The organism is Terrirhizobium terrae, from assembly GCF_030323265.1.
In the GTDB taxonomy this organism is placed as follows: domain Bacteria; phylum Pseudomonadota; class Alphaproteobacteria; order Rhizobiales; family Rhizobiaceae; genus Neorhizobium.
Genome location: NZ_CP104992.1, coordinates 2,602,109 through 2,615,212 on the forward strand (window position 1 = coordinate 2,602,109; position 13,104 = coordinate 2,615,212).

13 protein-coding genes and 3 pseudogenes are annotated in these 13,104 nt (G+C 61.8%); 12 read left to right on the forward strand and 4 right to left on the reverse strand.

All coding sequences use genetic code 11. The features are described 5' to 3' along the window. Both cysD and N7E02_RS20570 read right to left on the reverse strand, forming a co-directional pair. Nucleotides 1-953: pseudogene (gene cysD / locus N7E02_RS20565) on the reverse strand (sulfate adenylyltransferase subunit CysD). Between the two features lie 50 nt (nt 954-1,003). Then, nucleotides 1,004-1,804: a phosphoadenylyl-sulfate reductase gene (locus tag N7E02_RS20570; RefSeq protein ID WP_286579459.1), complete on the reverse strand. Its 801-nt coding sequence runs from the start codon at nt 1,802-1,804 to the stop codon at nt 1,004-1,006. Between the two features lie 363 nt (nt 1,805-2,167). On the opposite strand from N7E02_RS20570, the gene N7E02_RS20575 reads away from it, so the two are divergent. The 8 genes and pseudogenes from N7E02_RS20575 (at nt 2,168) to N7E02_RS20605 (ending at nt 8,200) form a co-directional block, all read left to right on the forward strand. Beyond that, the gene (locus N7E02_RS20575) at nt 2,168-2,626 is read left to right on the forward strand and encodes an RrF2 family transcriptional regulator (RefSeq protein WP_286579460.1); all 459 of its coding nucleotides are present in this window, start codon (nt 2,168-2,170) and stop codon (nt 2,624-2,626) included. A gap of 133 nt (nt 2,627-2,759) precedes the next feature. Beyond that, nucleotides 2,760-3,407: a DUF938 domain-containing protein gene (locus tag N7E02_RS20580; protein ID WP_286579461.1), complete on the forward strand. Its 648-nt coding sequence runs from the start codon at nt 2,760-2,762 to the stop codon at nt 3,405-3,407. A gap of 104 nt (nt 3,408-3,511) precedes the next feature. Further along, on the forward strand, nt 3,512-3,820 hold the full coding sequence (locus N7E02_RS20585; RefSeq protein ID WP_286579462.1) for a hypothetical protein: 309 nt from the start codon (nt 3,512-3,514) through the stop codon (nt 3,818-3,820). Then, nucleotides 3,715-4,047, forward strand: a complete 333-nt coding sequence (locus tag N7E02_RS29835) for a GNAT family N-acetyltransferase (RefSeq protein WP_353622833.1) — start codon at nt 3,715-3,717, stop codon at nt 4,045-4,047. Before N7E02_RS20585 ends, N7E02_RS29835 begins: the two co-directional genes overlap by 106 nt. A gap of 183 nt (nt 4,048-4,230) precedes the next feature. Then, nucleotides 4,231-5,253, forward strand: a complete 1,023-nt coding sequence (locus tag N7E02_RS20590) for a sulfate ABC transporter substrate-binding protein (RefSeq protein ID WP_286579463.1) — start codon at nt 4,231-4,233, stop codon at nt 5,251-5,253. 5 nt (nt 5,254-5,258) lie between these two features. Continuing rightward, a pseudogene (gene cysT / locus N7E02_RS20595) lies at nt 5,259-6,124 on the forward strand (sulfate ABC transporter permease subunit CysT). 162 nt (nt 6,125-6,286) lie between these two features. Beyond that, nucleotides 6,287-7,147, forward strand: coding sequence for a sulfate ABC transporter permease subunit CysW (gene cysW, locus N7E02_RS20600; protein ID WP_286579464.1), 861 nt, complete (start codon nt 6,287-6,289; stop codon nt 7,145-7,147). A 15-nt stretch (nt 7,148-7,162) separates the two neighbouring features. Continuing rightward, nucleotides 7,163-8,200, forward strand: a complete 1,038-nt coding sequence (locus tag N7E02_RS20605; RefSeq protein ID WP_286579466.1) for a sulfate/molybdate ABC transporter ATP-binding protein — start codon at nt 7,163-7,165, stop codon at nt 8,198-8,200. A 3-nt stretch (nt 8,201-8,203) separates the two neighbouring features. Here N7E02_RS20605 and N7E02_RS20610 read toward each other — a convergent pair whose 3' ends face one another. Next, nucleotides 8,204-9,517, reverse strand: coding sequence for a chloride channel protein (locus N7E02_RS20610; protein ID WP_374730648.1), 1,314 nt, complete (start codon nt 9,515-9,517; stop codon nt 8,204-8,206). 317 nt (nt 9,518-9,834) lie between these two features. Between N7E02_RS20610 and N7E02_RS20615 the strand changes: the two genes are divergently transcribed. From N7E02_RS20615 to N7E02_RS20630, 4 genes are all read left to right on the forward strand, one after another. Beyond that, nucleotides 9,835-10,227, forward strand: a complete 393-nt coding sequence (locus tag N7E02_RS20615) for a DUF6152 family protein (RefSeq protein WP_374730649.1) — start codon at nt 9,835-9,837, stop codon at nt 10,225-10,227. Nucleotides 10,228-10,236: 9 nt separating this feature from the next. Continuing rightward, the gene (locus N7E02_RS20620) at nt 10,237-10,719 is read left to right on the forward strand and encodes a DUF6644 family protein (protein WP_286579468.1); all 483 of its coding nucleotides are present in this window, start codon (nt 10,237-10,239) and stop codon (nt 10,717-10,719) included. Nucleotides 10,720-10,780: 61 nt separating this feature from the next. After that, nucleotides 10,781-11,038: a YlcI/YnfO family protein gene (locus N7E02_RS20625; protein ID WP_286579470.1), complete on the forward strand. Its 258-nt coding sequence runs from the start codon at nt 10,781-10,783 to the stop codon at nt 11,036-11,038. Between the two features lie 24 nt (nt 11,039-11,062). After that, nucleotides 11,063-11,362: a type II toxin-antitoxin system RelE/ParE family toxin gene (locus tag N7E02_RS20630; protein ID WP_286579472.1), complete on the forward strand. Its 300-nt coding sequence runs from the start codon at nt 11,063-11,065 to the stop codon at nt 11,360-11,362. A gap of 14 nt (nt 11,363-11,376) precedes the next feature. Here N7E02_RS20630 and betA read toward each other — a convergent pair. Next, nucleotides 11,377-13,025: pseudogene (gene betA, locus N7E02_RS20635) on the reverse strand (choline dehydrogenase). Nucleotides 13,026-13,104: the final 79 nt, after the last annotated feature.

The window sequence follows — 13,104 nt, forward strand, 5'->3', positions numbered from 1 at the left end:
TCAGAAATACCCCTCGCGCTTCTTCTTTTCCATGGAGCCGGACTGGTCGCGGTCGATGGCGCGGCCCTGGCGTTCGGAGACGGTGGCGATTTCCAGTTCGGCGATCACTTCCTCGAGGTTCGACGCCGTCGAGCGGATCGCGCCGGTGAGCGGGAAGCAGCCGAGCGTGCGGAAGCGGATCGAACCGTGCTTGATCTCTTCGCCGGGCAGGAGTTCCAGCCGAGGATCTTCGGCCAGGATCATCATGCCGTCGCGCTCCACATAGGGGCGTTCGGCGGCGTAATAGAGGGGACGAGCGGAATGTCTTCGGCCTGGATGTAGCGCCAGATGTCGACCTCGGTCCAGTTCGATAGAGGGAAGGCGCGCACGCTCTCGCCTTGTCTGATCATGCCGTTATAGATGTTCCACAATTCCGGCCGCTGGTTGCGCGGGTCCCATTTATGGTCGGGCGTGCGGAAGGAATAGATGCGTTCCTTGGCGCGGGAGGCTTCCTCGTCGCGCCGCGCGCCGCCGAATGCCGCGTCATAGCCGCCTGCATCGAGCGCCTGCTTCAACGCCTCGGTCTTCATCACGTCGGTATAGAAGGCGGAACCGCGGGTGAAGGGAGTGATGTTCTCTTGCTTGCCGCGCTTGTTGGTATGCACGACGAGATCGAGGTCGTATTCCTCGGCGATCCGGTCGCGGAACTCGATCATCTCCTTGAACTTCCAGGTCGTGTCGACATGGAGGAGCGGGAAGGGGACGCGGCCCGGATGGAAGGCTTTGCGGGCGAGATGCAGAAGGACGGAAGAATCCTTGCCGATCGAATAGAGCATGACCGGGTTTTCGAATTCGGCCGCGACTTCGCGGAAGATGTGGATCGCTTCGTTTTCGAGAGCCTTGAGATGCGGATCGAGCGGCGGGCGGGAAACGGGCGGGTTCTTGATTTCCGTTTCCTGTACGGACAGGGACATTTCGGTCTCCGGTAGTCGGACGTTACACACAAAGAGTGAAGAGGCGGGGCCTAGCGGGCGATGGAACTCGCCTGCGGGATAGGCTGAGACGCGTTGGCGTTTGCATGACTGTCTGGCACATGCAGGCCGCATTCGCGTTTCTCATCGTTTTCCCACCACCATCGGCCGGCGCGTTCGGGTTCGCCGGGCTTGATGGCGCGGGTACAGGGCTCGCAGCCGATCGAGGGATAACCTCGGGCATGCAGCGGGTTGATCGGGATCTCTTCCGCCGCCACATGGGCTTTGATGGTGTCGATATCCCAATCGGCCAGTGGATTGACCTTGATGAGGTTTCGCTCGGCATCGTATTCGGCAAACGGCGTGGTCGCGCGATTGCCGGACTGGCCGCGGCGAAGGCCGGTGATCCACACCTGCGCGCCGCTCAACGCCTTGGCGAGCGGCACCAGCTTTCTGACATGACAGCAGGCATGGCGGGCCTCGACACTGTCATAGAAACCGTTCAGGCCATATTTGGCTGCATAGGCGTCGACATCGTCCTGCTCGGGCCGGAACCGGCGGATCGAAATGTCGTAGCGGTCCTCCGTCTCCGAAATCAGCTCGACGGTTTCCTTGAACAGGCGCCCGGTCTCCAGGGTGGAGACGTCGATCGGCAGGCGATGGGTGCCGATTGCGGCGGTGATCACCTGATCCTCGATGCCGAGAGATGTCGTGAAGACCGCGTGGCCGAATTCGGCGGCGGAGGAAAGACGGCCTGCGAGATCGAGATCGGCCAGTCGCCGGTCGAGGTCTGCTGCCAGGGTTTCAGCACCCTCAGCATACGCGTTACGCTCAATCACATCATGCGGTGTCATGTTTCTACTTTCATCAGCGATGGCTGGATTATCGGCACGCGAAAGGCTGATGGCGAGAAACAGGCGTTTCTTCGGCTCTGGCTCGGGAGCAAATATCTCTAGAAACCGCGGCGCACACAGAAAACCTGCCGCCTTAACCAAATGTGACTGTTTTTGCGGGCTCAAGTGCCCGCATTGGTTTGTATTTTCAGGCAGTTTGAGCTATGCCGAAGGCAGATTTTTGCAATGCGGGATTGCCGCATGCAAACGAGCACCCGCAAGGCCATTCCCGGCCTCAAGGATGTCCGTAGACTTTGATGATTGAGCGACGACGTGAGGCCTTCAAAACAGCCTCGCGGCGGCGATCCTGTTAGTGGTTGCGTGATGATATCCCAGAGAGCGAAATATGCGCTGAGGGCGCTCGCCGCCCTTGCGCAGGCCGACCAGGACGAGCCGATGTTGATTTCGGAGATCGCGGTCCAGCAGAGCATTCCGAAGAAGTTTTTGGAACAGATCCTGCTCGACCTCAAACGCTCCGGCATCGTCGTGAGCCGCCGCGGCAAACAGGGCGGATATCTGCTCTTGAAGCCGGCCGATGCGATCACCTTTGGGGAAGTGCTGCGTCTGGTCGATGGCCCGATCGCGCCGCTGCCCTGCCTCTCCCAGACCGCCTACCGCAAATGCGACGATTGCGACGGCGAGCATCTCTGCGAAATCCGCCATGTCTTCGCCCGCGTGGCCGATGCCACCCGCGACGTGCTGTTCAACACCACGATCGCCGACGCGATCGAAGGCGCCGCCGAGCAGAAGCCCGCCAAGGTCCGCGAACTGTTGACGGCCTAGTGCTGCGGACTGGTCCGCGTTGCAGATGCAATGATGGCCGCGGAGTTTGAAATCTCGTGATATCAGCGAAATCGTAGATAAGCGCTTTCGCGGGCAGCTAGGCGCCGCCTCCGTGACCGAAGAGGATCCGACCATGTCATCCGAGACCGCAGCATCCAAGCCCTGGCTCGCCGCCGAGGCCGAAGAGGAGGGGCGCAAGTACGCGCCCGCCGTGCAGCGCAATCGCGAGGCGATTGCTGCGGTGCTGAAAGATCTGCTGCCCCGCGATGGTCTTATCCTCGAACTGGCGAGCGGAAGCGGCGAGCATGCCGTCTATTTCGCGGGCCTGTTCCCTCAATTGACCTGGCAGCCGAGCGATCCGGATCCCCATGCGCTGACCTCGATCGAGGCATGGCGCGAGCATTCCGGCCTGCCGAACCTGCTGGCGCCGCTGAATATCGATGCCGCTGCGTCACCATGGCCGATTGCGGAGGCCGATGCGGTGCTCTGCATCAACATGATCCATATCAGTCCCTGGTCGTCGACCGAGGGTCTGCTTGCGGGAAGCCGCAAACTGCTCAAGCCCGGTCAGCCGCTTTTCATCTACGGCCCGTTCATACAGGCAGGCGTCGAGACCGCGCCGAGCAACATCGCCTTCGACGCATCGCTGCGGGAGCGCAATCCGGAATGGGGCGTGCGCCGCATCTATGACGTGATCGCACTTGCCCGCGACTGCGGCTTCACGCGGGAAGAGATCATCCCCATGCCTGCCAACAATCTGTTCGTGGCGCTGTACCGCTGATGCCCTGACCCTGCGGCCCTGCGGGTCTCGCCTCCGGTTCGATGTATGCCTGTCGATGCGGGTGCGGTTGTGCTAATGTTTGAGAGCACAGTCGAGGGTTCGGCATGCTCTCAGTCTCTATCGCGAAATCTCAGGAGGATTTCGAGGCGGCTTCCTTGCTGTGCGGGCAGCTTGCCGAATGGGACATGGCGATGGCTCAAGCCCACGGCGTCGATCCCGATATTGTCATGGGCCTCTATCACGGCGAGACCGCGACGAGCCTTGCTGGCCGCTACCTGAAAGATGGCGCGGGGCTGTTTCTGGCAACGTGGGTGGGCAAACCCGCCGGCTGCCTTGCCCTCTCCCCTTTGATGAGACATCGGATGAATTGCACAAGTTCTTCGTCCCGCCCGCCTTCCGCAGGAAGGGCATAGGCCGTGCTTTGATGCAGTCCGTTGTGGCCAATGTCGAGCTTCGCCGGCGATGCAGGCTGCTGGCGCACACGACGATCTATATGAGCGACGCCGTGGCGCTCTATCGCGCCTTCGGCCTGGATCTTTGCCCGCCGTTTCGGGATGTGCCCGAGTCGGTCAGACACACGGAGCTGTTTCTGAGCCGCCCCTTTGAAGCATCGGATCGGGCACGAATGGAGCCCTCTTAGCCGGATTGGCATTCTGCCGGCACGGCTTTTCCCGTGTCAGCCGTTCTGCCTGATCGCCTTCACGCTGCGCGTTCTTTGCCCGCCAAACCCGTCAAAGGGAAACAGTTTTGCCTTCTTTTCGCCGTGAATTGACTAAGACGACCTGACCGATAGAGTTTAGCCGAGACCACAGGAGGGATCCTCATGCAGAACTTTTTCCGGAGATTGGGCATTGTCGCGCTCAGCCTTTCGCTGACCACCGGCGTCTTCGCGCCGGCCTTTGCCGACAGCCAGCTCCTCAACGTGTCCTACGATCCGACCCGCGAGCTCTACAAGGATTTCAACGCCGCCTTTGCCAAGCACTGGAAGGCCGAAAGCGGTGAGGACGTTACCATCCGCCAGTCCCATGGCGGTTCCGGCGCCCAGGCGCGCTCGGTGATTGATGGTCTCGAAGCCGATGTCGTCACGCTGGCGCTGGAAAGCGATATCAACGCAATCCAGAAGACCGGCAAGATCAAGGAGGACTGGCGTTCCCGTCTGCCGAATAACTCTTCGCCTTACACCTCGACGATCGTCTTCCTCGTCCGCAAGGGCAATCCGAAGGGCATCAAGAACTGGGGTGATCTGGTCAAGGGCGACGTGCAGATCGTAACCCCGAACCCGAAAACCTCCGGTGGCGCCCGCTGGAACTATCTCGCCGCCTGGGCCTGGGCCAATGAAGAGTTCAAGGGCGATCAGGACAAGATCAAGGCCTATATCGCCGATCTCTACAAGCGCGCCCCGGTTCTCGACACCGGCGCCCGCGGTTCCACGGTGACGTTCGCGCAGCGCCAGATCGGCGACGTGCTGCTTGCCTGGGAAAACGAGGCCTATCTGGCCGGTGAGGAATTCGGCAAGGACGCTTTCGACATCGTCGTGCCGCCGATCTCCATCCTGGCAGAACCGCCAGTCGCCGTGGTCGACGCGACGGTCGACGCCAAGGGCACCCGCAAGGTGGCCGAAGCCTATCTCCAGTACCTCTATTCCGATGAGGGACAGAATATCGCGGCCAAGCATTTCTATCGCCCCTCGAAGCGCGACGTCGTCGAGCCGGATCTCCTGAAGGCGCTGCCGGACATCAAGCTCGTCACCATCGACGATCCGATTTTCGGCGGCTGGAAGAAGGCGCAGCCGGAACACTTCGGCGACGGCGGCATTTTCGACCAGATCTACAAGCCGGGTAGATAAGCCGCATGAACACAAACGCCTCCGCCTCGACATCCGTCGGTGGCGGGTGGCGACTGAAGCAGCCGAGCATCATCCCGGGTTTCGGGTTGACGCTCGGCTTTTCGCTCGCCTACCTGTCGCTGATCATCCTCATCCCCATCGCCGGGCTGCTCTGGCGCACGGCCGAACTCGGCTGGGCCGGCTTCTTCGCCATCCTCTCCGATGAACGCACGCTGCGGGCACTCTATGTTTCCTTCGGCACTGCCTTCGTCGCAGCCATCGTTAACGTTGTCTTCGGGACGCTGCTCGCCTGGGTGCTCACCCGCTACCGCTTCCCCGGCCGCAGGTTGATCGACGCGATGGTCGACCTGCCGTTTGCGCTACCGACAGCGGTGGCCGGCATTGCTTTCGCGTCGCTCTATGCACCGAATGGCTGGATCGGCTCGCTCTTCATGCCGTTCCGGATTGCATTTACCCCGCTCGGCATCGTCATTGCGCTCATCTTCATCGGCCTGCCCTTCGTCGTGCGCACCGTGCAGCCGATCATGGAGGAGATCGACAAGGAAGTGGAAGAGGCGGCCGCAACGCTCGGCGCCAACCGTTTCCAGACCATCTTCAAGGTGCTTTTGCCCGGCCTGACCCCCGCCATCCTGACGGGCTTCGCACTCGCCTTCGCCCGCGGCGTGGGGGAATACGGCTCGGTCATCTTCATTGCCGGCAACATTCCTTACGTCTCGGAAATCGCACCCTCCTGATCGTCATCCGGCTGGAAGAGTTCAACTATGCCGGCGCGACCGCGATCGCCACGATCATGCTGCTGATCTCCTTTGCCATGCTGCTGGTGATCAACCTCATCCAGGCCTGGAGCCGCAGGAGGTATGGGAATGCGTGAGTTCGCAAACCGTGCGCGACCGAACCCTTCCCCAACCCCTCCCCACAAGGGGAGGGGCTTAACCCAGCCGATCCGTCGACATTCGATGGGGCAGAACGTCGCCGCAAGTTTTCTCCCCCTTGTGGGGGAGATGGCCGGCAGGCCAGAGGGAGACTTTTTAAAATGTCTGAAACGTCCCGGACAAAATTCCGCAACCCGGCCGACGAAAGCTTCACGACCAAGCTGTTGCTTGTCGCCGTCTCGCTCGTCTTCCTCGCTTTCTTCCTCTTCCTGCCCCTGGTCTCGGTCTTTTTCGAAGCGTTTCGCGAGGGGTGGGTGACCTATGAGGAAGCTCTGCTCGAACCGGATGCCTGGTCGGCTATCCAGCTGACATTGCTGGTGGCGGCCATTGCGGTGCCGCTCAACCTCATCTTCGGGCTTGCCGCCTCATGGGCGATTGCCAAGTTCGAGTTCAAGGGCAAGGCCTTCCTCATCACGCTCATCGACCTGCCATTCTCCATCTCGCCGGTCATCTCGGGTCTGGTCTATGTGCTCCTATTCGGCTCCGGCAGTGTGCTCGGGCCGTTTCTGAAGAGTTATGGCATCGAGATCCTGTTCGCCGTGCCGGGCATCGTGCTTGCCACCATCTTCGTGACATTCCCCTTCGTCGCGCGTGAGCTGATCCCGCTCATGCAGGACCAGGGCACGGGAGACGAGGAAGCGGCGCTGTCACTCGGAGCATCCGGATGGCAGACCTTCTGGTACGTGACGCTGCCGAACATCAAATGGGGCCTGCTCTATGGCGTGCTGCTCTGCAACGCCCGTGCCATGGGCGAGTTCGGCGCCGTCTCGGTCGTGTCAGGCCGCATCCGGGGCCTCACCAACACGATGCCGCTTCATGTCGAGATACTCTATAATGAGTACAACATGGTCGCGGCCTTTGCGGTGGCCTCGCTTCTGGCCCTGCTCGCCCTCGTCACGCTCGCATTGAAAACCTTTCTCGAACTTCGGTTCGGTGCCGGCGCAGCCGGCGGCAGACATTAAAAGGCTGAAGCCCGCATGGAAGTTCGCATCAATACCATCCGCAAGGAATTCGACCGCTTCGCCGCGCTGAACGATGTCTCGCTCGACATCGCGTCGGGCGAGCTGATCGCGCTGCTCGGCCCCTCCGGTTCCGGCAAGACGACGCTGCTGCGCCTGATAGCCGGTCTGGATTTCCCTACCGCCGGCCAGATCTTCTTCGGCCAGGAAGACGCTTCGCATCACTCGGTGCAGGAGCGCAATGTCGGCTTCGTCTTCCAGCATTACGCGCTGTTTCGCCACATGACGGTGGCGGAAAATATCGGCTTCGGCCTCAAGGTGCGCCCCGCAGCCACCCGGCCGCAGAAAGGCGAGATTAGGAAGCGCGTCTCCGACCTGCTCGACATGGTGCAGCTCTCGGGGTTGGAAAATCGCTATCCGAACCAGCTTTCCGGCGGCCAGCGGCAGCGCGTGGCGCTTGCCCGCGCCATGGCGATCGAGCCGCGCATCCTGCTGCTCGACGAACCTTTTGGCGCGCTCGATGCGAAGGTGCGCAAGGAACTGCGCCGCTGGCTGCGCGAGTTCCACGACCGCACCGGCCACACGACCGTCTTCGTCACCCACGACCAGGAGGAGGCGCTGGAACTTGCCGACCGCGTCGTCGTCATGAGCCAGGGCAAGATCGAGCAGGTGGGCTCGGCGGACGACGTCTATGATCGGCCGCAATCGCCCTTCGTCTTCTCCTTCATCGGCGAATCCTCGCATCTGCCGGTCGAGGTGAAGGACGGCACCGTTCTGTTCCAGGGCGAGCCGATCGGTGTCTCGGGACAGGCCGATACCGCCGGCGACCTGTTCTTCCGCCCGGAAGACGTGGTGCTGACGGATGAGAAGGACGCGCTTTTCGGCAGGGTCACCGCCTCGCGTCGTCTGGCCGGCACCCGCATCGCCGAGATAGACATCGCCAACAATGGCCACGATCCCTACCACGTCGAAATCGAGGTGCCGCTGTACGCGCCAATCGAGCTCGGATCGGAAGCCCGCTTCCGCCCGACCCGCTGGAAAATCTTCCAGAAGTAGGGCTCAGGCTGCCCGGCTTTCCGCCCGCCGCGCCCGCAATCCGGCGGCGATGAACGGCCGCGAGAGGGCGTGGTAGAGCGGTTCCGGCGACAGCATGCGCGAGGTGATGTAACCAAGCATGGATGCGGCCATCACCGGTATCACCGCTTCGTGGTTACCGGTCATTTCGATGATGATGACGAAGGCGGTCATCGGCGCCTGCACAACGCCTGCAAAATAACCGGCCATGCCGAGAAGCGCCGACAGTGCGATGCTGGCCCCAAGCAGTGAGCCCAGCGTCGCACCCATGCCGACACCGACCGACAACGACGGCGCGAAGATGCTGCCGGGAATGCCCGACACCATCGAGGCGAGCGTGCTTGCGAATTTCTCGATGAAGAAGAACGGCGAAGCGGCATCGCCCTCCAGCATGGCACGGGCCTGTTCGTATCCAGTGCCGAAGGTCTCTCCGCCGGAAATGATGCCGATCAACGCGACGAGCAGGCCGCAGCCTGTGGCCAGCCCTACCATGCGCTTCATCGGGTTTGGCTGCGCCCAGCGACGGATGCGCCGCGACAGTCTTATCGCGCCGGCACTGAAACCGGCCCCAAGCGCACCGCCGCCGATGCCGCAAAGCCCGACCATCAGCCAGTCGAGATGGCTGGTTGCCATGACCGAGGTCTCGCCGAAATAGGTATAGCTGCCGACGAGCCCGAGTGCCGCCAGACCGGAGAGGATGACTGCCGTCAGTACCAACCCATTGGCACGGGCTTCATAGGTGCGGCTCATTTCCTCGATGGCAAAGACAATGCCGGCAAGCGGTGTGTTGAACGCCGCCGCGATGCCGGCGGCCGAGCCGGCGAGGATCAGCCCACGCGCCTGCGCCATGCCGCCGAAGCGCGCGGCCGCCAGCATGATCGATGCGCCCACCTGTACCGTCGGTCCCTCGCGGCCGATCGAAGCGCCGCAGAACAGGCCGACAACGGTCAGCACGATCTTGCCGACCGCGATCTTGAGCGAGAGCAGCAGCTTGCGGTCTTCCTCATGACGCAGATGACGCGCAGCGATCGCCTGGGGAATGCCGCTGCCCTGCGCATTGGGAAAGACGGTGATGGCGAGCCATGCGCAAAGCGCGAAGCCGGCCGGCGTCAGGACAAGCGGGATGAGGAAGGTGTGCGGCCCGGCCTCCGTCATCGCCGTAAACAGCCCGTGGGCCGCATCCGCTGCCCATGCAAAGCCGACACTGACGACGCCGATCATCAGCGCCCCGATCCAGAACACGATCCGCGGTTTCCACACCGACCATGAGCCGCGCATGACGCGGGAACGGCGGAACATCTTGGAACGGCGGAAGGCAGAGGACATGGCGGACGAGAGGGCGGCAGGTTGCAGGAAGGGCGCGTATGCAGGCTTGCTTAAGCGCCTGTTCCCGGGCTTGCAAGGCCGGGTTGCCCGAAATCCGGCCCTAGGGCCTGTTTCCGGCATGGCGGGTAGCTACGCCGTTCCAAGCAACGAGGAATCTCCGGCGGAGCGATGATGAGCACCGCATGGCTTGCTCGCTTTCGATGAACCGTCCTTCAACAACCGGTGAGGCCACTCGCCATGCGGCAAGGCTGTCCCACTTCATCGGCAGAAACGGGAAAAGGAGAGCAGCCATGATACCGATGACAACTCGCGCGATTGCCGCGGCCTTCGCCGCCACCACCCTGTTCGCCACGATCGCCGGCACCGCTTTCGCCCATCACGGCTGGGCCTGGGCGGAAGGCGAGCAGACGACTCTCGAAGGGACGATCCAGTCGATATCCTTCGCCCCGCCGCATCCCTCGCTCACGGTCATGTCCGAGGGTGTGGTCTGGCAGATCGATCTCGGCAATCCGCGCCAGACCGAACGCTCGGGCTTTGCTGAAGGCTCCGCCAAGGTCGGCGACGCCATCACCGTGCTAGGAAATAAGTCCCAGGATGAGAACGAGAAGCTGATGAAGGCCGTACGCATCACCGTCGCAGGCAAGAATTTCGACATGTATCCAGAGAGGATCAAGACGAATTAGGCCTGCGACATGGAGTGGATTGCCGAGTGGATCGAACCGCTGTCGGCGACGCCGGTCGCGCGCCTGCTCATCCGGTCGTCCACCGCTTACCTGCTGGTCAATGCCGCCCACATTCTCAGCCTCGGCACTCTGTTCGGCGCCATCCTGGCGCTGGACCTGAGACTGTTAGGCCTCGCGAAGCCTATCCCGCTGCCGGTCGTCGCCCCCTACCTGTCGCGTCTGGCAGGAACAGGCCTCGTCCTCACGATGATCAGCGGCCTCTGTCTCTTCTCCGTCCGGCCGGTGGAATATGCGACCAATCCAGCCTTTCTCTGGAAGCTCGGCTTGATCGCGCTGGGGCTGCTCAATGTAATTGCGGTTCATCGCAGCAGCGGTTGGAAGGCGGTGCTTCAAGGTGGCGGAGTAACGACTGGCCTGCGGATTTCGGCCTTTGCTTCGATTGCGATCTGGATTGGTGCAGTCGTGGCGGGAAGGTGGATCGGCTTTCTGTAGCCTTGCCATTATTCGTGGATGAGCGCATCATGCATCGCAATTGCAACGCATGAGGTGTGCCATGAAGGCTGCGACAAAAACTGCGACAATTCCTTCGCTCCGCGTCGAGCCCGAATTGCGTGCAGCAGCAGAAAGCGTGCTTGAAAAAGGAGAGACGTTGTCAGCGTTTGTGGAAGATGCTCTGAAAAAGCAGGTCCACTATCGCAAAACCCAGGCTGAGTTCATCGCAAGGGGGCTGGCGGCAAGAGAGGAGTCCAGACGCACCGGCGAGTATTATGATGCTGATGAGGTCCACGACGAGTTGAGAGCAATGCTTTGAGGCAAAGCGCGCCGAACTGAAAAGATGACCTTCCGACTTCGCTACGCCAAAAAAGCCCGCGCCGATATCAAGCGGCTCTACGCATTTCTGTTGGAGCATGATTTCGATACCGCGGAACGAGCGGTCGAAGTCATCATAAGAACGATTAACACGCTAAGGGAATTCCCCTTTGCGGCTCGGAAAGCGCAAGAGGGCAATCCTTTTATACGGGAACTCGTCATCCCCTTCGAATCAGCGGGTTACGTCGCTCTTTTCGAGATAGAGAATGCCACGCAAGTCACTATTCTCGCCATCCGGCACCAGCGCGAGGACGATTACCATTGATCTTCTTGCAATGACTACCGATCGCTCACCGCAGCTCTTGGATTGACCCAGGGCTCCTGGTTGCTGCGGGGAGCGGCGTCCTGCCGAGGATGTGATCCGCCGCCTTCTCGCCGGTCATGATCGAGGGACCGTTGAGATTGCCGTAGGTGATGTGCGGGAAGATCGATGAGTCCGCCACACGCAGCCCCTCGACGCCGATCACCCTGCACTCCGGGTCCACGACCGCCATCGGATCATCGGCGCGGCCCATGCGGCAGGTGCCGCAGGGATGGTAGGCGCTTTCCAGATGCTCGCGCAGGAAGGCGTCGATCTCTTCGTCCGACTGCACTTTCTCGCCCGGCTGGATCTCCGGCCCCCGATAATCATCGAAGGCCTTCTGGGAAAAGATCTCGCGAGTGAGCCGCACGCAATGGCGGAATTTGATCCAGTCCTCTTCGTGGCTCATGTAGTTGAAGCGGATCACCGGCTCGTCCATCGGATCGGCCGAGCGCAGGGTCACATTGCCGCGAGATTTCGACAGGTTGTAGCCGACATGCGCCTGGAAACCGTGGCTCTTGGCGGCCGCCTTACCGTCATAGGAAATTGCGACGGGCAGGAAGTGATACTGGATATCCGGTTGCTTCAACCCCGCCTCGGAACGCAGGAAGGCACAGGCCTCGAACTGGTTCGAGGCGCCGAGCCCGCCTTTCGAAAGCACCCATTGCGCGCCGGCCACGCCCTGCCAAAACCAGGGCAGCCAGGAATAGAGCGATACCGGCTTGGTCGAGACCTGCTGGAAGTAGAATTCCATATGGTCCTGCAGGTTGGCGCCGACGCCTGGACGGTCGGCCTTCACCTCTATGCCCATGGATTTCAGGTGCTCCGCCGGGCCAATGCCCGACAGCATCAAAAGCTTCGGCGAGTTGAAGGAGGAGGCGGCGACGATGACCTCGCGGTTCGCCTTGATCACCTCCGGCACACCACGGCGCAGCACTTCCACGCCAATGGCGCGGCCATTCTCGATGACGACCTTCTGCGCAACGCCATAAACGATCTCGACATTCGGCTGCTTCATCGCCGGCCTCAGATAGGCATTGGCGGCGGACCAGCGGCGACCATTGTGGATCGTCTGCTCCATCAGCCCGAAACCTTCCTGCTTCGAGCCGTTATAGTCCTCGGTCGTCTCGAAACCGGCCTGCGCGCCCGCCTGGATGAAGGCGTGGAACAGCGGGTTCTTCACCGGTCCGCGCTGCACATGCATCGGCCCGTCGGTACCGCGCCAGCCGGCCTCGCCACCGTGAGAGGTTTCCATCCGCTTGAAATAGGGCAGAACGTCCGCATAGGACCAGCCGGTGGCACCCAGCTCTTCCCAACGCTCGTAATCCTGCTCGTGCCCGCGCACATAGACGAGACCGTTGATGGAGGACGAGCCGCCGAGAACCTTGCCGCGCGGCGCGGTGATGCGGCGGTTGTTGAGATTGGGCTCGGGCTCGGAGAGATAGCCCCAGTTGTACCGCTTCATGCTCATCGGCCATGCCAGCGCGCCCGGCATCTGGATGAACGGACCATAGTCCGATCCGCCGGCCTCGATGACGATCACCGAATGCTTGCCGTCCTCCGACAGCCGGTAAGCCATGGCTGAACCTGCCGAACCGGAACCGATGATGACGAAATCTGCCTGCATTCTAACCTGTCCCCTGTCTGCGGCGCTGGCTGAAGGGCCTCACCCTCACCAAGCGCGTCCAGCGATCGGCTATGCCTCT